Raw genomic sequence first — 18772 nt, 5'->3', positions numbered from 1 at the left:
CGATATTTCACTCCGATCGCGGAAGTAACTACATGTCAGCAGAGTTCGGGAAGACGCTCGACCGGTTCGGTCTCCGCAGGTCTTCCGGCCGCACCGGGATCTGCTTCGACAACGCCATGGCCGAATCATTCTTCGGCGCCCTGAAGAACGAGCGCGTATCCAGGGTGACTTACCTGACCCGCGAGGCCGCCCGACAGGACATCACTCGCTACATCGAATTCTGGTACAATCGCAAACGCCTCCACTCGGCGGTGGGTTACCGCCCTCCGTACGAAGTCCACGCCGAGTACGAGAAGTTGCGAATCGCCGCGTGAAATGAACGGCCAGAAGCCTGTCCGGAAAACGCGAGGCTCCTCACTGTCGCGCAACTCAAGTTGCACGGCAAAGTGTTGGGCCTTCGCCAGGGCGTTGCGCGCTGGAGGTCGCACTTGCTGTTTCTCCGTTGCCGTTGTCTGGGCGGGGGATGTACTTCAGCATGAACGCCGGGAGCCTGATGATCGTCTCGTGGTCGGGAACGTCGGTGGAATGTCCAGGGATCGAACCGACTTCCTGGCCCTCTTCAACTTCTTATTCGGTCGCCTTGTACGACTGGATCAGGAGATCGCTTGTCTCCTCGTGAAACCAGATCGTCGGAGACTCGTCAGTGGGCGTGTTGGGGCTGATACCGAGAATCTTCAGGGACATGGCTGCTTCTGCCGAAGAGAGTTGCACCAACGTGCACGAACTTCATCCTCCCGACCGATCAGCAGGAGGGCGCAAGCGCGGCGCATGGAAGCGCGAGCGCATCCGCCACCGTTCGTTTTGAAGTGTTCTTTCTCGGTGAGGGTGGCGAGAGGAGCTTCGTCCGAACTGCGGTTCGCCATGATCACTGAGCGGTCTGCGGTGTCGCCCCTCCGTGATCACGGCGCTTTTGGGGTTCGGCCAGTGGGCCCGGCCACCGCCCGGGAAACAGCACCCCACATCCCCTGCTGTGGCGATCCCGCCGACCACCACGTTCGCCAGGTGCACGGAGACCGGACATGAAAGGAGTCTCGTGGCTGAACCGCCGAACTTGCATGTGCTTGCACGGTTTTGAGGTTCGCGACGTGAGGCCCGGTGGCAGGCTTCCACCATGACGCAGCCCAAGCACGCACACCTGACGTGGGACGAGCAGCTTCAGGAAGGAACGGGGGCGGTCCAGGGGGCGTTTCTGGAACTTGTGCGGGAGACCAAGGACACCCGGTCGTACCACAGCAACATCATCGACGGGGATCTCCAGACCGCGGACTACGCACGGGCCGTCCTTCGGCGCGTCGTCGACTTCCACGCCATCCCCGACGACGTCGAGGACGGCGTCGCTCACCGCACGGCCCGCGCCCAGTACATGGGCCAAGGGGGACGCACGTATCACACCCTGTTGGACGAACAGGCCTTGCGGACGAACATGGGCGGCGTCGAGGTGATGCGGGGTCAGCTCAGGCACCTGCTCGATGTGTTCAGCCTACCGGGCTTGAGGCTGGGGGTGATTCCCGCGCGGGCGGAACTCGCCGTGTATCCAGGGCATTCGTTCGCCATCTTCGACGGAGAACTGGTCGAGGTCGAGACCTACGCGTCCTGCCTCAGCGTCACCGAGGTGGATGCCATCTCCACCTACGAGAAGGCCTTCGGCCTGTTGGAGCGGTCGGCTGTCTATGGCCAGGAGGCGCGGGAGTTGATCGAGGCCGAATTGCTGGTCCTGGGGTGAGGGTTGGGCTAGGTCTCGGTCTTGTCCTTGGTTTGGCGTATCAGGGACAGCAGGGCGGGCGGGGACAGCGTGAGCGCGATGGTGGGATCGTCGCTCTCCCGGAGCAGGAGGTGGGGTTCTGCGTGGGTGACTTCGACGCAGTCCTCGCCGTCGACTCCTGAGAAGGACGACTTCTGCCAGCGGGGCTCAGGTGTGGCAGGCGGGTTCATAGTTCTCTCTCGATGCTGTGAATGAGCCGGAGGGACTCCTGCGCGCTGAGCGCGGCCCGGTCGGCGACCTCGAACTGTGCGCGGTACTTTCGGAGCGCGGCGTCGGCGTACAGGCTGCGTCCGCCCAGGGCGCTGTCGAGCCGGACGGTGTCCAACTCCCCCACCGGGCCGCCCGCGTAGAGCACGGGTTGGGTGGCCTCGATGAAGCCCTCGTACGCGAAAGGGATGACCCGTACGGTCACCGTCGGCCGGTCGGAGACCTGGCGCAAGTAGCCGAGTTGGGCCTGTGTGACCTTGCGGCCGCCGAACCGCATCCGTAGAGCCGCCTCGTGGATGTACGCCTCGAAGGGGGGCGGGTCGTCCCGTTCGAGGACCTGGCTCCGGATCAGCCGGAACTCGATCCGCAGGTCGGTCACTGCGGGCGGAAGCGGCGGGACGCGGTCGCTGTGGATGGCCCGCACGTACTCCTCGGTCTGCAGCAGCCCCGGGATCGTCACCGTCTGCAGAGACCTGAGGTACGTCGCCCGGAATTCGAGTTCGGCGACGTCGAGAAACCCCGGGGCGAGGACGCTCCGGTACGCGTCCCACCACCGTTTGCCCCGCTCCTCGGCCATCGCGCAGAGCGCGTCGACCAGTTCGGCGTTCGAGGCCTCGTAGTGCACGGCCAACTGCCGTACCCGCGCACCGCTCACGCCCCAGCGGCCGGCCTCGATGTGGCTGATCTGGGCCTGGTTCCCGCCCAACAGCGCACCCGCCTCGGTGGTGGTCAGCCCTGCCGCCTCACGCAACTTGCGCAGCTCCGCGCCCAGCCGCGCCTGCCGCGCCGTGGGATTGCTCCTGGGGGGCATCGATTCCCTTCCTGCCTTACGGACACAGTCTGCCGCGCCGCACTCCGACGGGTCCACCCACACGGGTGATAGTTCCGTCATCATTATGCGACGGCACATATCTGTGCCCTACTGTCTTCCTCGTACCGCACCACGCACCAGTAACCCCACAGTGCAGCCATGCCAGTTGGCGTGGCCGAGCCATGGCGGTGTGCGGGCGGAACACCCTGTACCCACCGGAACAACGAGGGAGCCCCCGACATGGACCCCACCGCACCTGCCGCCCCTCACCTCCCCCACCCCCCGCAGATCTACCGCCTCCGCACCCCCAACTCCCCCACCAGCCCCAAGATCTGCCGGGACACGGTCGCTCTTCTGCTCCAAGTGACCGGGCATCCCGAACTCCGGGACACCGCCGGGCTGTTGGTGTCCGAGTTGGTGACGAATGTGGGGCGGCACACCGGGTCCCTGGCCGTTCGACTCGAAGCTGTCGTCCGTCATGACCGGGTGCGGGTGGCCGTGTACGACGACGAGCCGGCCAGGCCCCCGGCTCCTTCGGCCCGTCCGGCACCCGACCATGACAGCGACTGCGGGCGCGGGTTGCTGCTCGTCGAGGCGATGGCGACGGCGTGGGGTGTCGGGGCCGCGCATCCGTCGAGTCTGGCGGGTCTGACCGGCCTGAGTGATCCGAGTAATCCGAGTGATCTGACCGGTGCGGCTGGGCTGGGTGGCAAGCATGTGTGGTTCGAGCTTCTTGACCGGCCCGGCCGCGACTGACCTGCGCGGGGTGACATAGGGATCCCCTATAGCTCCTACTCGTATTTCGTCTTTGCCTCTCGTTCTTTTGCGAACGTACCTTGAAGCAGCTCGACTTCGACGAAGTGCTTACCGCGAATTCTCCGAGGATTCGCGCTCTGCGTACGTTTGTTTCGTTCCGTCGAGCGGGCTGATACGCGAACGAAAAGGGACGGGCATGACCACGATTGAGAATGGTTCCGGCACGCGAGAGTTTGTGGGAAAGCGGGCCCTGGTCACGGGTGGTTCTCGTGGGATCGGGGCGGCCATCGTGCGCCAACTCCTGGACGCGGGGGCCGACGTGCTGACGACCGCCAGGTCGGCGACGGGCTCGGTGCCGGAGGGGGCCGGCTTCGTGGCGGCCGATGTGCGGACGCGGGCCGGAGCGGAGGCGATCGCCACGGCCGCGCAGGAGAGGCTCGGCGGGGTGGACGTCGTCGTCCACAACGCGGGTGGGGCGCGGCCGTACGAGAGCACCTCGGCCATTCCCGACGAGGAGTGGCAGGACCAGTTGGACCTGAACTACCTGGCCTCGGTGCGGCTGGACTCGCTGCTGGTACCGGCGATGCGGGAGCGGCGTTCGGGGGTGATCGTGCACGTCTCCTCGGCCGCCGTCCCCGTCACGCCTCCGCCGTTCCTGCACTACACGGCGGCGAAGGCGGCGCTGGAGAACTACAGCCGGGGACTGGCCTCGGAGTTGGCCCCGTTCGGGATCCGGGTCAACACCGTGACGCCCGGCAGGGTCGCCACGCCCGGCGGCGAACTGACGCGGGAGCAGTGGGCGCAACTCGACCGGACGCAGGGCGAGAACGACACCATCGTGCCGCTGGGGCGCATCGGTCAGCCCGACGACATCGCCCACGCGGTGCTGTTCCTCATGTCCGACCGGGCGAGCTGGCTGACCGGGAGCAATCTCGTCGTGGATGGTGGGGAATTTCCGAGGGGCTGATGCGTCGTCATCACTGGTAGTGCTGCCAGCAGTACTGCCGACGGCTTCAGGGCGTCAGCGGTGAGGTGGACGCTGTGCTGGTGGGGACCAGGGTTCCTGGCGTAGGAGTTCGAGTAGGGCCGTCTCCGCCGGGCCCGCGCCGGGGCGGAGTACGGCGATGACGGGCTGGGACACGGCCGGGGCCACCGGGCGGACGAGGTGCTCGTGACCGTGGGGGACTGCGGAGGCGGGGACGAGCGTCACCCCCAGCCCTTGGGCGGCCCAGCGCACTGCCGTTGCCGTCTGGGAGACCCTGGCGGCCGTGGTCGGGGGCAGGTCGTTGTCCCGCAGTACGTTCAGCAGTACGCCGTCGAGCGCGCTGTCACGGTCGAAGCGTACCCACGGCTCCCCCGCCAGTTCGCGCAACTCGACTCGTTCGGCGGCGAGTTGGCAGTGTCCGGGGCCCAGCACCACGACGAACTCCTCGTCGCCGAGGTGGTGGGCGTCGGCGGGGGTGCGGCGGCACGCCGCCATCAGCGCGAGGTCCAACACGCCCCCGCGGCACAGCCGTTCCAGCTCGGCGGAGCTCGGCTCCTCGAAGACGGTGACCTCCAACCGGGGGAAGCGGCGGCGCAGTACGCCCAGCGCACCCGGCAACTGCCGTGTGCCGAAGCCCATCTGGACCGCGACCACCAACTCGCCCACCAGCTCGTCGGCACCGGCCCGCGCCGTCGCCCTCGCCCGCCGCGACGCGCTCACCGCGACCTCCGCCTCCCGCAGGAACGCGCGGCCGACCACGGTGGGCACCAGTCCGGTCGCGGTCCGGGCGAACAGTTTCACGCCGAGTTCCCGCTCCAGGCCGCGGATCTGCTGGGACACCGACGGTTGAGCGACGTGCAGCAGCTCCGCCGCCGCCGTCACCGAGCCGTGTTCGGCGACGGCCAAGGCGTACTCATACTGACGAAGGCTCATCGGCTCCCGTCCCCATCCGTCATCTCCATCGTCCCCATCGTGTCCATCGTCGTCATGGGTGGTGCAACTCGGTAGGCGGCGCGTTTACTCCGGGTCCGTCCATCCGTCCATCCGTCCGTCTCCGGGTGCGGGAGATTGTCGACCGGAGGAGAATTGTCGCGTCAATTCACGGGAGGAAAAGATGAGTGCTACGCCCGCGAGTGTCAACGAGTGGTATTTGGCCGGGCTCATTTTCGGCTGGGAAGCGCCCCAGTGCACCGCTCAAGCACCGGCGCCCCTCGACGACGAAACCCTCCAGGCCTACTTCCAGGGAGTTCAGGACGGCGGCGTCGCCCGTCTCGACTTCGAGGACAAGAAGGCCGCCGAGGCGGACAATCCGGAGCCGGTGAACTACCCGACGATCGGGCCCGTCCCCGGCGGCGGCGTTCCGCTGGACGACTTCCTCAAGGATCAGCGAGAGCTGCTCGAAGGGCTTTTCCACCAGCACATGCCCCACATCGAGGTGCCGGAATACGAACCCTGGTATCCGCCCTTCGAGAGCGTACCCAGGTGACCGCTGGGTAGATGCCGGTCGAGTGACCGGGCGAGTGGCTGGGCAGGTGGGGTGACGGGCGGGGGCGTCGAGTTGGTCGAAAAGCGGGAGCGTCAGGCCGGGCGGGTGGCTGTCGTCGATCCCGGCGGGGCCGTGCTGCTCTTCCGGTACTACAACGTCGAGGACGGCGTGCACTGGGCGTTGCCCGGGGGTGGGCTGGAGGACGGGGAGTCGCCGCGCGAGGGTGCGCTGCGGGAGCTGGGCGAGGAGACCGGGTGGACGGATCTGGAGCCCGGGCCGCTGCTGTGCACCTGGGAACACGACTTCGTGCGCGCCGGCACCCTCGTCCGGCAGTACGACCACATCTACGTCACCGCCGGGCCGCGCCGTGAGCCCGCCGGGGACGACCTGGTGGCCGCCCACGCCGTGGACGGCATCCTCGGCTGGCGCTGGTGGACGCGCGCGGAGCTCGCCGAGGAGGCCGAGACGGTGTGGCCGTCCGGTCTCGCCCGGCTGCTCGATCAGTGGGAGGCGGGCACCGGGCCGTGAGGTTCACGGGCGGCGCGGCGGCTTGGCCGCTCCGTACAGCCAGTCCGACCAGATGTCGTCGAAGTCCGCGTCCGGCGCTGCCTTTTCGACGTACGCCGTGAAGGCCGCCGTGTCCGCGTTGGCGTGGCGGTGGGCGGCGGTCCAGCCCTGGACCAGGTCGTGGAAGGCGTCGTCGCCGACGGTCTGGCGGATGCGGTGGATCACCATCGCGCCGCGCAGGTAGACGGGGGTGTCGGAGATGTGGGCGGCGGTCGTGGGCTTCGCGGGTGCGAAGGACCACAGGTCGTCGTACTCGTCCTCGCCGTGGTCGTACAGGTCGTTGAACGTCTGCTCCGCGGTCGCGCCGCCCTCGTCCTCCGTCCAGAGCCACTCGGCGTAGGTCGCGAAGCCCTCGTTGAGCCACATGTCCTGCCAGCTCTTCGGCGTCACGGAGTCGCCGAACCACTGGTGCGCGCTCTCGTGGACGAGGGTCACGAGGTCGGGGGCGCCGGGGTAGACGGGACGGTTCTGGGTCTCCAGGGCGTAGCCGGCGTCCCCGGGGCGGTCGACGATCGCGCCCGTGGAGGAGAAGGGGTACGGGCCGAAGGTGTCCGCCGCCCAGTCCATGATCTCCGGGAGCCGGGCCAGCACCTTGCTGCTCGCGGCGGTCTGGGTCGGGTCGACCGCTACGTACACCGGCAAGCCGTCCGTGGTGGCGGAACGGGTGACCTTGTAGCGGCCGATCGCGACGGTCGCCAGGTAGCTCGCCATCGGCTCCGCCGTGTGCCAGGTGAAGGTGCTGCGACCGTCGGCCGTCGTGCGCTCGCTCTTCAACTCGCCGTTGGAGACTGCCGTCAGGCCCTTCGGGACCGTGACCTCGACGTCGTACGACGCCTTGTCGGAGGGGTGGTGGTTGCCGGGGAACCAGGCCATCGAGCCGGTCGGTTCGCCGAGGGCGAGCGCGCCGTCCGCCGTGCGCAGCCAGCCCTCCTTCGAGCCGTCCGGGTCCGTGATCGTGCGCGGGCTGCCGGAATAGCGGACCTCGGCCTTGAAGGTCGTGCCCTTGGGGAGGGGGGTGGGCGGGCGGATCGTCAGCTCCTGGCCGTCCCGGTCGTACGCGGCCGTACCGCCCCCGACGGTCACCTTCTCGACCTTCATGCCCGCCAGGTCCAGGTTGAAGGCGGTGAGGTCCTCGGTCGCGCGGGCCGTGATGACGGCGGTGCCGGTGAGACGGTTGCCGTCGGGGGTGTAGGCGAGGGTGAGGCCGTAGTGGGAGACGTCGTAGCCGCCGTTGCCCGCCTTCGGGAAGTACCGGTCGCCCAGGCCGGAAGCGCCGTGCCGACCACCGTCCCGCGAGCCGTCTTTCGAGCTGTCGCACGCGGTGAGGGTCAAAGCTAAGGCCAGGAGCGCGGCGGGCGGGCCAAGGCGTACGAATCTGGGCATGCCGGCGATCCTATGACGGCGTCGGGGCCGGGCGCGGGGGCGTGACACCATCGCCTACGTGCTCGATATCGGCTACGCCCTCTCCAACCGCTTCCCGGACCCGCCGCAGACGGACTACCGCCGCGCGGACGTCCGCGCCCTGCGCCACGACCTGTTCTGCGGCGACGTCTACCTCGCCGACACGAAGGCCGACCGCGAGGTGTCCACAGCCTGGGGATGGGTGCCGGTGCTGGACTTCGCGTGGGCGCTGTGCGACATCGTGGAGCGGATCGACCAGGACCCGGCGGGCTCCCGCGCCTCCCGCCCCCAGTACGCCGAACTGGACTTCACCGAGTCCACCGACCGCATGCTCTTCGAGCGGCGCTTCGGCTGGGTGGACATCGAGGCCGACTGGATGCGGGTGGAGGAGCCCGCGCTCACCTTCTCCCACGCCGAACTCCGCCGCGAGGCCCGCGACTTCCTGCACGACCTCCTCGCCGACCTGACCGACCTGCACGACGACCTGGGGGAGAACCCGGCGATCTGGACGTTGCAGGCCAAATTCCCCCGCCTGAAGTAACACCCCGGACGCCCGCCCCTCCCCCTCACCTCCAGCTCCCCCCCCTCTGCCTCCCCCTTTCCCCTCCCCTTCTCAGCCCTCCACCCTGATTCCCAGCTCGCCCGCCAACACCGGTGCCAGGTCCAGTAGTTGGGCTGTGCTGATCACCGCGCCCGACAGGCGGTCCACGCCGCCCGCGATGCCCAGTTCGGTCGCTCCGCGCAGGTCGACGTCCGTCAGGGTCGCCGCGGTGAAGTCGGCGGACTTCAGGGCGCAGTCGATGAACTCGACGCGTTCCAGGCGGGCGCCGCCGAAGTCCGGTTCGACCAGGACGCAGGCCTCGAAGACGACGTCCCGCAGCCGTGCCTGGCGCAGGTTCAGGTAGTCGATCTTGCCGCCGCGGATCACCACCCGCTCCAGGACGGCGCCGTACAACTGCGTGCCGCCCAGCCGGGCGTCGATCAGCTCGACGTCGCGCAGGGTCGCCTCCGCCAGGTTCGTGCCGACGCCCCGGATGCCGGTGAGGGAGGAGTCGAGGAAGCGGGCGTGACGCAGCCGGGTCTCGTCCAGCGCGCAGCCTCTCAGGGCGCAGTCCATGAAACGGGCGCCCCCGCCGTCCTGCCCGGCGAGATCCAGCTCGCGGAACTCCACACCGTCGTAATCCCCGTCCGGCTCCAGCGCCCCGCCCCCGTACTGCTCCAGCGCGGGCAACCGCACCTCCGGACGCTTCGCACCCTTCACGGCCCGCACCGCACCACCACCGCCACCGCCGCTGACACTCGCTCGCCTCGCCATGCCCCCATGCTGCACCCCACCACTGACAGTCCCCCTCCTCGCCGGGGGTGCGATTGATGCCGATTCGTGGTCTTCTGTCTCAATGAGTGTCACCCGGACAGGTGAACCCTCCACCGACACCGAACCCGATCCGCGCCGCTGGTGGGGGCTGGTGATCATCGCCCTCGCGCAGCTCATGGTCGTCCTGGACGCGACGATCGTGAACATCGCGCTGCCGTCCGCGCAACAGGACCTGGGCATGTCCGACGCGAACCGCCAGTGGGTGATCACCGCCTACACGCTCGCCTTCGGCGGCCTGCTGCTGCTCGGCGGGCGCGTCGCCGACCTGCTGGGGCGCAAGCGCACGTTCGTTTTCGGGCTGATCGGCTTCGCCGCCGCGTCCGCGCTCGGCGGTGCGGCCGTCAGCCCGGGCATGCTGTTCGGCGCCCGCGCCCTCCAGGGCGTCTTCGCCGCCGTACTGGCGCCGTCGGCGCTCAGCCTCCTCACGACGACGTTCACCGACCCCAAGGAACGTGGCAAGGCCTTCGGCATCTACGGCGCCCTCGCCGGCAGCGGCGCCGCGCTCGGCTTCATCGTCGGCGGTCTGCTGACGGAGTACCTGGACTGGCGCTGGTGCCTCTACGTGAACGTGCCCATCGCCATCGTGGCCGTCCTCGGCGCGTTCGCCCTCCTCCACGACCGGCCCGGCCACGCGGGCGCCCGCCTCGACGTGCCCGGCGTGCTGCTGGGCTGCGGCGGTCTGGTCGCGATCGTCTACGGCTTCAGCGAGGCGCAGCCGCGCGGCTGGAGCGATCCGGTGGTGCTGGGGCTGCTGATGGGCGGGGTGGCGCTGCTCGCCGTCTTCGTCTGGTGGCAGACCAAGGCACGGGTGCCGCTGCTGCCGCTGCACATCATCAGGGACCGCAACCGCGGGGGCTGCTTCCTGACCATGGGGCTGGCCGTCATCGGCATGTTCGGCCTGTTCCTGTTCATGACCTACTACCTCCAGGTCATCCTCGGCTACTCCCCCGTGCGCACGGGCCTCGCCTTCCTCCCCCTCACCCTCGCGATCATCACCGGCTCCACCCAGATCTCGGCGCGGCTGATGAACCGGGTCGCGCCGCGCATGCTGATGGTGCCGGGCATGCTCCTCGCGTCGGGCGGCATGGTGATCCTCACGCAGATCACGGTGCACTCGTCGTACACCACCGAGATCCTGCCCGCGCTGCTCCTGATGGGTCTCGGCATGGGGCTGACCTTCATGCCGGTGTTCGCCACGGCCACCGCCGGGGTCGCCCCGTACGACGCCGGCGTCACCTCCGCCACCGTCAACACCTCGCAGCAGGTGGGCGGTTCCATCGGCACGTCGCTGCTCAACACGATCGCCACCACCAGCAGCACCGCCTACATCGCGGCCCACCTGACCGGCCCCGGCACCGCCGCCCACAAGGCCCAGATCGCGGCGGTGGGCACGGTGCACGGCTACACGGTCGCCATCTGGTGGGCCGCCGGCATCATGCTCCTGGCCGGTCTGGTCGCGGGCGTGATGGTCACGGCCAAACCCCCGGGCCACGACGTCCCGGCCCGGGCACCCGTCCCGGAACCTGCCACCTGACCACCCCGGCCTACCCACCTACCCCAGCAGGCGCGCTACCGCCCCGCCACCCGGTCCGCGAGTCGTGCCAGGCGGGACGAGGTGGGCGCGTGGTGTCGGGTTTCTCGGCGGTCGGCCGTGCGGTAGGTGGCGTACATGGCCTGGACGCCCAGCCAGCGCAGGGGTTCCGGTTCCCAGGCCCGGACCTTGTGGCCGACCCAGGGGAGGGTCGTCAGGTCGGTTGCCGTGGCTTCGGGCTGCCGGCCCGAGTCGAGGCGGACCAGGTCGCGCAGGGTGCGGGCGGCGAGGTTCGCGGTGGCTACGCCCGAGCCGACGTAGCCACCCGCCCAGCCGAGGCCGGTGGCCCGGTCCAGGGTGACCGTCGCGCACCAGTCGCGCGGCACGCCCAGCACCCCTGACCAGGCATGTTCCACGCGCAGCCCGGCCAGCGCCGGGAAGAAGGCGACGAGGATCTCGTGCAGCGCGCGGATCGTCTCGGGGCGGGTCCGGCCGTCGTTGTCCGTGCGGGAGCCGAAGCGGTACGGGACTCCGCGTCCGCCGAGCGCGATGCGGCCGTCAGGCGTGCGCTGGGCGTACATGTAGGCGTGCGCCATGTCGCCGAGCGCCTCGCGCCCCTGCCAGCCGACGGCCGCCCACTGCTCCTGGGTGAGCGGTTCGGTGGCGATCATCGAGGAGTTCATGGGCAGCCAGGTCCGCTTCTCGCCCTTCAGCGCCGCCGTGAAACCCTCCGTGCAGCGCAGTACGTAGGGCGCGCGGACGGTCCCGTACGGCGTCACGGCGCGCCCGGCGGCGATCTCCGTGACCGGGGTCGACTCGTGGATCGTCACGCCGAGCGCCTCGACGGTCGCCGCCAGCCCCTTCACCAGTTTCGCCGGGTGCACGCGCGCGCCGTGCGGGGTCCAGCTCGACCCGACCGCGCCGGCCACCCGCACCCGCTCGGCGGTCTCGCGGGCGCCGTACAGCTCGCGGTCGTGCTCCCCGTACGACAGCTCGTGGGCGTGGAAGGCCTTCAGGCGGGACAGTTGCGCGGGGGTCCGGGCCACCTCCAGGACGCCGCCGCGGTGGACGTCGGCGTCGATGCCCTCCTCCGCCACCACCCGGACGATCTCGTCGACCGTCTCGTTCATCGCCCGCTGGAGCCGTACGGCGGCCTCGTGGCCGTGCAGGGCGGCGTACCGGTCGCGGCCCGCGATGCCGTTGTACAGCCAGCCGCCGTTGCGCCCGGACGCGCCGTAGCCGCAGAAGCGCTGCTCCAGAACGGTGACGGCGAGGTCGGGGGCGGCCTTCTTCAGGTAGTACGCCGTCCACAGGCCGGTGTAGCCGCCGCCGACGATCACGACGTCGGCGGACGCGTCGCCGGCGAGCGGCTCCCGTACCGCCGGGAGGCCGTCGTCCGCGTACCAGAAGGCGATACCGCCGTTCACGACACCGTCCAGGACGCCGTGCGTCCCACCCGTCACACCGCTGCTCATGGGGCGGACGTTAGCGCCTGTCCGGCGATGCGCCCACTGTCCGCTCCGGATCGCGCGGCGCTCGTTCTCGCCCCCTGACCAGCGGGTAGCACGCGAGCCCGATGAGTACGGAGACGAAGTGGCCTACGTCGGTGAAGGTCGGCGTGGCGGTCAGCGGGACGGTGTAGACGACGAGGACGACCGCGAGGTACGCGTACCGCCACGGGGAGGGGAGCCGGTACACGAGCACCCCGACCACCCCCGCCAGCGCGTAACTCACGCCCACGTCAAGGGTGTTGACCGAGGACTGCGGTGCGAGTCCGTCCCGGATCGCCCAGGCCAGCACGCCCTGGCTGATCAGTGTCGCCAGCACGTGGGCGGCGGCGCACACCGCGAGCCAGCGGGCGGTGCCGAGCCAGCGTTCCGCCGGGGCGTGGAAGACGGAGTACAGCGCGACGTACGGCGGCCAGTGACCGCCGTCGATCCACATCGCGCTCGCGACGAGCACCCGCACCGGGTGCCGGGACAGCTCACGGATGTTCGTGGACCGCTGCCGCAGGAACTCCTGTTCGAACTCCGGGGACATGTGGTGCAGGGCGACCGTGGTGAAGAACAGGATCACCAGCCATACGTAGGTGCCGGGCGCGCTGCGGACGTACGCCCACACCGCCCGCCGGACCCCGGACACTCCCCTGAGCCGTTTCACCCGGCCCAGTATCGTCGCGGGCGCCGGGGGCCGCCGCCCGGGTCCCCGACCCGGGCGGCGGCCGGACAAGCGGCCGACAGAGTCAGCGGGCGGTCTCCGGGCAGACGGCTTCCGGCCTGATGAAGCCCGCGAAGCGGTCGGCGAACTCCGCGCTGACGTAGAGGCTGCCGCCGTTCTGCACGAACAGGTCGAGGTTCGCCTCCAGCCAGTTCGTGAAGACCGGGCCCGTGCGGTGGTCGTCGAAGGCCTGACGGTCCTTCCAGGCCCCGAGGAAGATGATCTCGTTGTCCGTGGGCGGCGGGAGCGAGCCCTCCACGATCGAGGTGTGCAGGCAGTACATGTAGGTGTCGGGCTCGTACTTCTCGGTCTGCAGCACCAGTTCGCGCAGCGCGGTGATCGCCTCCTCCCGCTTGCCCTCGACGTGCCACCACTTCGTGACGATGGAGATCACCGGCTCTGCTCCCTCATCTGGTCGATGCCTTCGCGCAGCTTGTCCCGGGCGTCCTGGGTGCGCGCGTAGAAGAACCGGGGGCACAGCGTCTGGCCCCGGTGCACCGGGCTCGGGGTGCGCATCAGCGCGACGGCCATGTTCTTCAGCCCGTACATGCCGTGGACGGCGATCGGCAGCGCGGGCCGGGGGCCGACGCCACTGTCCGCCAGCTTGTCCGGGACCTGCTTCGGCTTCCCCGAGAAGGCCAGGTAGAGGTCGTCGACGAGGCGCGTGTACGCGAGGTCGAACTCGCTGAGCGCCGCGCCCTCGGGGCCGCCCACCGTGTCGCCGTTGATCGCGATGTGCAGCGCCGGGTGGACGGAGTCGTAGTCCACCAGCAGCAGCGCGCCCTCCGGCTCCTGGTTGGCCAGTTGGGTGCTGCGGAAGCGGCGGCCCGACTGGATCTCGCGGAAGCGCACGTAGTGGGAGTACATCTGCCAGCCGTTGCGCAGCTTGTCGTCGTCGGTGACGGTCTTGGCCTTGTCCCCCAGCTTCGCCGGGTCCAGGCCCTCGCCCTCGTCGATGATCTTCTGGATCGCCTGCCGGGCCGTCTCGCGGTCCTTCACCTCGATCACGAACCCCGCGCCGCCGTAGTACTCCCCGGCCGGCACCTGGTTGCGGTGGTCGAACTCCGAGTCCGGGCAGATCGCCGGGTCGGCGAGGGCGGCGAGGATCGCCTCGTAGAACTCGCCGATGGTGGCGTACACGCACGAGCCCAGCGGGATCTCGGAGAGCTTGGTCGCGCCGTGCAGGGGGTGCTCGATGTCGACGTACCCGGCCACGGCCTGCGGGGTGAGCGGGCCCAGCTCGAGCGTGCCGATGCCGGCGATCAGCGGGCTGTCGAGCGGGTAGACCGGGATCGGGCTGATCTCCTGGCCCCGGAACGTGACGGGCGCGGGGCTCGGCACCGTCCTGAGCGCGTTGAGGACGTTCGCGGCGAGGGTCATGTGGAGCATCTCCTCCATGACCACGCTGCGGATCGTCTGCACCGCCTCGGTGTTGGTGCCGTCCTTGATGGAGTACAGCCCGGTCAGATAGACGGGGATGGTGCTCAGCTCCAGGCCGACGGCCAGTTGCAGGGCGGCCTTCAGCTCGCCGAGGCTCTTGATCCTTTTCGAGTCGGTCACGTGTGGTCCGCCTTCTTGCCGCCCAGGTTCGCCGCGATGTGGTCGCCGGTGCGGATGGCCAGCGCGGTCATGGTGAGCGTCGGGTTGGAGGTGCCGAGCGTCGGCATGCTGCCGCAGCCGACGACGTACAGGTTGGGCAGGTCGTGGCTGCGCTGGTGGCTGTCGACGACCGACTGCGCCGGGTCGTCGCCCATCCGGTGGGTGCCGACGACATGCCCCGCGCCGCGCACCCAGTACGTCTCCCCGTCGTACTCCACGGCCGCCGGGTCGCCGGCGTCGTAGTGCGTGTAGTCGCCGGGCCGGTAGACGGGCCTGCTGACCTGGTCGGCGATGCCCAGCGCCGCGAAGAGCTGCTTGCTGGCCTCCGCCGCCCAGGGCAGAGCCGCCCGCACGTAGTCCGAGAGGTCGTAGTGGATGACCGGGCGGTGCTTGCCCAGCGCGTCCCGGTAACGGTCGTCCACGGTGACCTGGTTGGACGGCTCCGGGTCCTGCTCCAGCTCCCAGGCGATCCGGAACTGCCGGGGCAGGATCGCGCCGAGCGACTTACGCAGCTCCTTGCCCCACATCCGGGCCTGCCCGTCGCTGCCCGCGCCGACCAGGTCGTGGACGGTGTCGTACGGGGCGTTCTCCGGGAAGTTCCAGCCCCAGTTGCCGATCTCGACACGGAACGCGGTGCGTTCCCTGCGGAAGTCGCCGTCCCGGAAGGCGGGGATGCCGGACGTGGAGCCGGGGCCCCGGTAAGCGCCCGCGTTGTCCTTGAGCAGGCCCCAGGTGAGCAGCAGCGGATGGTCCATCAGGTTGCGGCCGACCTGGTCGCTGTTGTTGGCGGCCTCGGAGGCCAGCAGCAGGGTGGCGTTCTCGATGGCGTTGGCGGCCAGGACGTAGGTGCGCGCGGTCACCGTGCGCTGCTCCGGTGGCGTGCCGTCCTCGTAGTACGTCTTGTAGGTGAGGCCGGTGACCGTGCCCCGCTTGCCCTTCTGCTGCGTGTGCTCGACGCTCATGACGACCGACTGGCTGCGCACGGTGACCACGGCGCGCGGCTTCTCCTCCGGCCGCAGCGGCCGGTCGGGGTACCTGACGATCAACTCGTACAGCGTCTTGAGGGCGTTGTACTTGGCCTGGGCCGGACAGATCGGGATACAGCTCGAGTTGCCCTCGCAGCGGGTGCCCTGCTCGGCGTTGCCGACCGCGCCCACGACCTCGTAATCCGGCGTGGTCGGCGTCGAGTTGCGGGCCACCGGGGTGTTGCTGACCCTGACCGGGAAGGTGTGCGTCTTGTTCTTGCCGTCCTTCAGACTGACGACCAGACCGGCCGACAGTTTGGCCATGTAGCGGTCGAGGTAGCTGGAGGGGATCTCCTCCATCGGGAAGAGGTACTTCCCGCCGCGCATCTTCTTCGGGTCGGCGGACTTGAAGTACCCGGCGACGTCGTCGATCGGGTAGTACTGGTGGTCCACGTCCGCCGAGACGCCGATGATGTCCCACTCGGCGCGCTCGTAGTACGGCTTCAACTCCTCGTACGACAGCGGCCAGTCGACCGCCCGCTCGTACTTGGTGCGCAGCCGGAAGTCGTTGGGGAGCATCCGCAGGCAGGTGCCGAGCCAGTGCAGGGTGGTGCCGCCGAGCGAGCGGGCGTAGTCGCTGCCGAAGGGCAGCGGGCCCTCCTGGACGAAGTACCCCTTGTCGCTGGGCACCCTGGCGATGTCGAGCACATCCGGCTGCGGGGCCGAACTGCTCGCTGGATACGGGGAGTTGGGCACCTTGATGAGCGCCTCTTGGTACGCCTCGACGTATGTGTCGTACTTGTCGGCGCTCATCGCCGTGGCCCGGCCGGCCTCCAGGATGAGGATCCGGGGGTACGCGGGCGGGGTCTGCGCGGCGGCCTTCTCGATGACCGTCTTGGCGACGGTCGCGGTGGCGATGCCGCCGCCGACGAAGACGATGTCGTAGTCGGGGTCGGAGGTGTCTTCACCTTCGGCGGGAGGGGGGTTGCTGCTCATGACTCGTCGCTTCCTCGCGGCTCAGGAGGTTTCGGGTTCAGGAGGTTTCGGGTTCAGGAGGTTCGGGCTCAGGAGGTTCGGGCTCAGGAGGTTCGGGTTCAGGAGGTTCGGGCTCAGGAGATCAGGGTCGGCGGCTCGGACCAGGAGCCGAAGCCCGGTGGTTTCGCGCCCATCGGGTGGGCTCCGGCGGCGGTCCACACCAGGCCCTCGCGGTAGCCCTGGGCGGAGACGACGTGCTCGACGTCGTCGGCGGTCGAGCCGTTCTCGTCGCGGTAGTCACCGGCCAGCGGATACCAACTGCCCAGGTACCAGAGCTTGATGAGGCTGACGGCGATCGGCGCGAAGCGCGGGTTCTCGATGACCTTCGTCTTGAGGGCCGCGTCGCTCTCGCCGTCGCCGGTTTGCCGGTCGGCGGCGAGGGCTTCGGCGGCGTACCGGAACAACTGCCCGGCCTCGCGCTCGCCGATGATCCGCAGCAGCGTGTCGTAGTAGGTGTCGATCATGCCGGTGCCGGCCAGCTCGGCCCGGTCGAAGCCGGTGAGGCGGACGGACAGCTCGGTGAAGATCTGTTTCGGGGTGAGGGGCGGGGCGGCTTCGGACATACGGGTACTCCCGTGGGGTGGGTACGAGGGAGGGGTCGGACGGAGAAGGGGTCAGACGAGGGTGCGGTTGAGGGGGCTGAGGTCCAGCGGGCGGGAGACGTCCGGCTCGAACGTCGAGTCCACGGACTGCTGGAAGCGGAAGAAGCCCGTCGGGTCGGCGATCTTCTTGATCCGCTGGAGTTTCTCCAGGTTGCCGCCGTAGTAGGCGGTGGCCCAGCCCTCCTGGAGCGGGTCGATGTAGTTGACGTAGGCGCCGTGGAACTCGGAGCTGAGCGCCTCGCCGAAGTCGTACGCCCACTCGACGTTGGCCCGGGTCTGCGCCGGGTCGTTCCAGATGGCCTTGAGCTCGAAGACGTAGCGCTTGTCGCGGTGCGGGTAGGGGCCCTGGCCGCGCAGGTCCTCGTCGTTGACCCGGCCCCGGCCGTGGGTCCACACCACGAAGCTGTCGGGTGAGGGCGCGCTCGCCATCATCTGCTGGACGGACCTGATCATCTCCGGCTTCCAGCCGAGGTCGCCGATCATCCCCGAGCGGATGTAGGCCAGCCGGTCGCCGACCAGCGTGGAGCGGCCGATGGTCGCCTCGAGCGTCGGCAGCGGCATCGAGTACAGCCGTACGTCGAAGGGTTCGAGTTTGAGCATGTCCTTGAGCTGCTCGACGCCCTCCGCGTACTCGCCGTTGAAGACCGGCGTGATCCGGAACGAGGGGATCTTCCGGGTGGGCTCGGCCGGGTCCACGTCGTGGCCGACGTACCCGTAGGCGGCCATCGCGCGCGGCGCGGCCTTCGCCCACGCGTCGTACGCGCCGATGACCTCCTCGGCCCGCGCCAGCGGGAACGAGAGGCCGCCGCCGAGCACGGTCCGCGCCGCCGGCTGGTGCAGTTGCAGGGTCATCTCGACGGCGACCCCGAAGTTGCCCCCGCCGCCGCCCCGGCAGGCCCAGAACAGGTCCCGGTCGTCGGGGTCGAGGGAGTCGGCGGCCAGCACGCGCGTCAGGCCTGTCGCGTCGACGAGCTTGATCTCCACGACGTTGTCGCTGCCGAGCCCGTACGAGCGGGACACGAAGCTGTAGCCGCCGCCCTGGAGGAAGCCGGGCAGGCCCACGGTGAGACAGCCGCCGCCGATCGGGATCAGCGGGGTGCCGCTGTCGGCGACGAACTGGTAGACGTCGGCCCAGGTCGCGCCCATCTGCACGGTGAGCCGCCGCTGCTCCTCGTCGAGCCGCATGCCCTTCATCAGGCCGAGGTCCAGGACGATCCCGCCCCGGTTCAGGCAGTACCCGGCGGCGCTGTGCCCGCCGCCGCGCACCGTCATCGGCAGCCCGGTCTGCTGGGCGAACTCGATCGCCAGGAACACGTCGAGTTCCGAGTTGGCGCGTACGACGTACGCCGGGGGCGTGCGGGTACGGCCGTTGTCGATGGCGACGACCTTCGCGTACTCGGCGCTGCCCGGCTCGACGACGTAGCCGCTGAGGCTGCGGGCCAGGTCGTTCACGGCGCTGCGGAGATCGGGCAC

The 18772-nt window shown here is 69.6% G+C and carries 19 protein-coding genes and 2 pseudogenes; 8 read left to right on the top strand and 13 right to left on the bottom strand.

Going from position 1 to position 18772, the window contains the following annotated elements; all coding sequences use genetic code 11:
* The coding region (locus BMZ82_RS36230) for an integrase core domain-containing protein (protein WP_177244833.1) at positions 1-314 on the top strand (314 nt) is incomplete at its 5' end.
* A gap of 55 nt (positions 315-369) precedes the next feature.
* Here the strand turns inward: BMZ82_RS36230 and BMZ82_RS42360 are convergent.
* A pseudogene (locus BMZ82_RS42360) lies at positions 370-684 on the bottom strand (hypothetical protein).
* 427 nt (positions 685-1111) lie between these two features.
* On the opposite strand from BMZ82_RS42360, the gene BMZ82_RS36220 reads away from it, so the two are divergent.
* Positions 1112-1723 carry a DUF5753 domain-containing protein gene (locus tag BMZ82_RS36220; RefSeq protein ID WP_093781649.1) on the top strand — a complete coding sequence of 204 codons (612 nt, stop codon included), beginning with the start codon at positions 1112-1114 and terminating at the stop codon, positions 1721-1723.
* 8 nt (positions 1724-1731) lie between these two features.
* Here the strand turns inward: BMZ82_RS36220 and BMZ82_RS36215 are convergent, their stop codons facing one another.
* Together BMZ82_RS36215 and BMZ82_RS36210 are read right to left on the bottom strand one after the other, a co-directional pair.
* Positions 1732-1932, bottom strand: coding sequence for a DUF397 domain-containing protein (locus BMZ82_RS36215; protein ID WP_093781648.1), 201 nt, complete (start codon positions 1930-1932; stop codon positions 1732-1734).
* Positions 1929-2780 (bottom strand): helix-turn-helix domain-containing protein, encoded by an 852-nt coding sequence (locus tag BMZ82_RS36210; RefSeq protein ID WP_093781647.1) that lies wholly within the window; start codon positions 2778-2780, stop codon positions 1929-1931. Before BMZ82_RS36210 ends, BMZ82_RS36215 begins: the two co-directional genes overlap by 4 nt.
* A gap of 240 nt (positions 2781-3020) precedes the next feature.
* Between BMZ82_RS36210 and BMZ82_RS36205 the strand changes: the two genes are divergently transcribed.
* Together BMZ82_RS36205 and BMZ82_RS36200 are read left to right on the top strand one after the other, a co-directional pair.
* Positions 3021-3536: an ATP-binding protein gene (locus tag BMZ82_RS36205; RefSeq protein ID WP_177244832.1), complete on the top strand. Its 516-nt coding sequence runs from the start codon at positions 3021-3023 to the stop codon at positions 3534-3536.
* 196 nt (positions 3537-3732) lie between these two features.
* The gene (locus BMZ82_RS36200; protein WP_093781645.1) at positions 3733-4503 is read left to right on the top strand and encodes an SDR family oxidoreductase; all 771 of its coding nucleotides are present in this window, start codon (positions 3733-3735) and stop codon (positions 4501-4503) included.
* A gap of 54 nt (positions 4504-4557) precedes the next feature.
* Here BMZ82_RS36200 and BMZ82_RS36195 read toward each other — a convergent pair whose 3' ends face one another.
* Positions 4558-5454, bottom strand: a complete 897-nt coding sequence (locus BMZ82_RS36195) for a LysR family transcriptional regulator (RefSeq protein ID WP_093781644.1) — start codon at positions 5452-5454, stop codon at positions 4558-4560.
* Positions 5455-5635: 181 nt separating this feature from the next.
* Between BMZ82_RS36195 and BMZ82_RS36190 the strand changes: the two genes are divergently transcribed.
* Positions 5636-6007 (top strand): hypothetical protein, encoded by a 372-nt coding sequence (locus BMZ82_RS36190; RefSeq protein ID WP_093781643.1) that lies wholly within the window; start codon positions 5636-5638, stop codon positions 6005-6007.
* 90 nt (positions 6008-6097) lie between these two features.
* Positions 6098-6535, top strand: a pseudogene (locus BMZ82_RS36185) (NUDIX hydrolase); the annotation flags it as partial.
* 3 nt (positions 6536-6538) lie between these two features.
* On the opposite strand, the gene BMZ82_RS36180 reads toward BMZ82_RS36185, so the two are convergent.
* Positions 6539-7957: a M1 family metallopeptidase gene (locus BMZ82_RS36180; RefSeq protein WP_093781641.1), complete on the bottom strand. Its 1419-nt coding sequence runs from the start codon at positions 7955-7957 to the stop codon at positions 6539-6541.
* Between the two features lie 58 nt (positions 7958-8015).
* Here BMZ82_RS36180 and BMZ82_RS36175 point away from each other — a divergent pair, with 58 nt between their 5' ends.
* The gene (locus BMZ82_RS36175) at positions 8016-8516 is read left to right on the top strand and encodes a hypothetical protein (protein WP_093781640.1); all 501 of its coding nucleotides are present in this window, start codon (positions 8016-8018) and stop codon (positions 8514-8516) included.
* 72 nt (positions 8517-8588) lie between these two features.
* Here BMZ82_RS36175 and BMZ82_RS36170 read toward each other — a convergent pair whose 3' ends face one another.
* Complete coding sequence (locus BMZ82_RS36170) at positions 8589-9290, bottom strand: pentapeptide repeat-containing protein (protein ID WP_177244831.1); 702 nt, start codon at positions 9288-9290, stop codon at positions 8589-8591.
* An 82-nt stretch (positions 9291-9372) separates the two neighbouring features.
* Here BMZ82_RS36170 and BMZ82_RS36165 point away from each other — a divergent pair, with 82 nt between their 5' ends.
* On the top strand, positions 9373-10884 hold the full coding sequence (locus tag BMZ82_RS36165) for an MFS transporter (RefSeq protein WP_093781639.1): 1512 nt from the start codon (positions 9373-9375) through the stop codon (positions 10882-10884).
* 35 nt (positions 10885-10919) lie between these two features.
* Here BMZ82_RS36165 and BMZ82_RS36160 read toward each other — a convergent pair whose 3' ends face one another.
* The 7 genes from BMZ82_RS36160 to BMZ82_RS36130 form a co-directional block, all read right to left on the bottom strand.
* Positions 10920-12356 (bottom strand): NAD(P)/FAD-dependent oxidoreductase, encoded by a 1437-nt coding sequence (locus tag BMZ82_RS36160; protein WP_177244830.1) that lies wholly within the window; start codon positions 12354-12356, stop codon positions 10920-10922.
* A gap of 10 nt (positions 12357-12366) precedes the next feature.
* Positions 12367-13041: a rhomboid-like protein gene (locus tag BMZ82_RS36155; RefSeq protein WP_256252291.1), complete on the bottom strand. Its 675-nt coding sequence runs from the start codon at positions 13039-13041 to the stop codon at positions 12367-12369.
* A gap of 82 nt (positions 13042-13123) precedes the next feature.
* Positions 13124-13492: a putative quinol monooxygenase gene (locus BMZ82_RS36150; RefSeq protein ID WP_093781638.1), complete on the bottom strand. Its 369-nt coding sequence runs from the start codon at positions 13490-13492 to the stop codon at positions 13124-13126.
* Positions 13489-14658 carry a ferritin-like domain-containing protein gene (locus BMZ82_RS36145; protein WP_177244829.1) on the bottom strand — a complete coding sequence of 390 codons (1170 nt, stop codon included), beginning with the start codon at positions 14656-14658 and terminating at the stop codon, positions 13489-13491. Before BMZ82_RS36145 ends, BMZ82_RS36150 begins: the two co-directional genes overlap by 4 nt.
* The gene (locus tag BMZ82_RS36140; RefSeq protein WP_093781636.1) at positions 14655-16658 is read right to left on the bottom strand and encodes a GMC family oxidoreductase; all 2004 of its coding nucleotides are present in this window, start codon (positions 16656-16658) and stop codon (positions 14655-14657) included. Before BMZ82_RS36140 ends, BMZ82_RS36145 begins: the two co-directional genes overlap by 4 nt.
* Positions 16659-16771: 113 nt before the next feature.
* On the bottom strand, positions 16772-17260 hold the full coding sequence (locus tag BMZ82_RS36135) for a hypothetical protein (protein WP_093781635.1): 489 nt from the start codon (positions 17258-17260) through the stop codon (positions 16772-16774).
* A gap of 51 nt (positions 17261-17311) precedes the next feature.
* On the bottom strand, positions 17312-18772 hold the full coding sequence (locus BMZ82_RS36130) for an FAD-binding oxidoreductase (protein WP_143098981.1): 1461 nt from the start codon (positions 18770-18772) through the stop codon (positions 17312-17314).

Origin of the sequence: Streptomyces sp. yr375 (assembly GCF_900110755.1) — a bacterium.
In the GTDB taxonomy this organism is placed as follows: domain Bacteria; phylum Actinomycetota; class Actinomycetes; order Streptomycetales; family Streptomycetaceae; genus Streptomyces.
The sequence above is the reverse complement of the archived record's forward strand: the minus strand, read 5'-3'. Positions and strand labels throughout refer to the sequence as shown.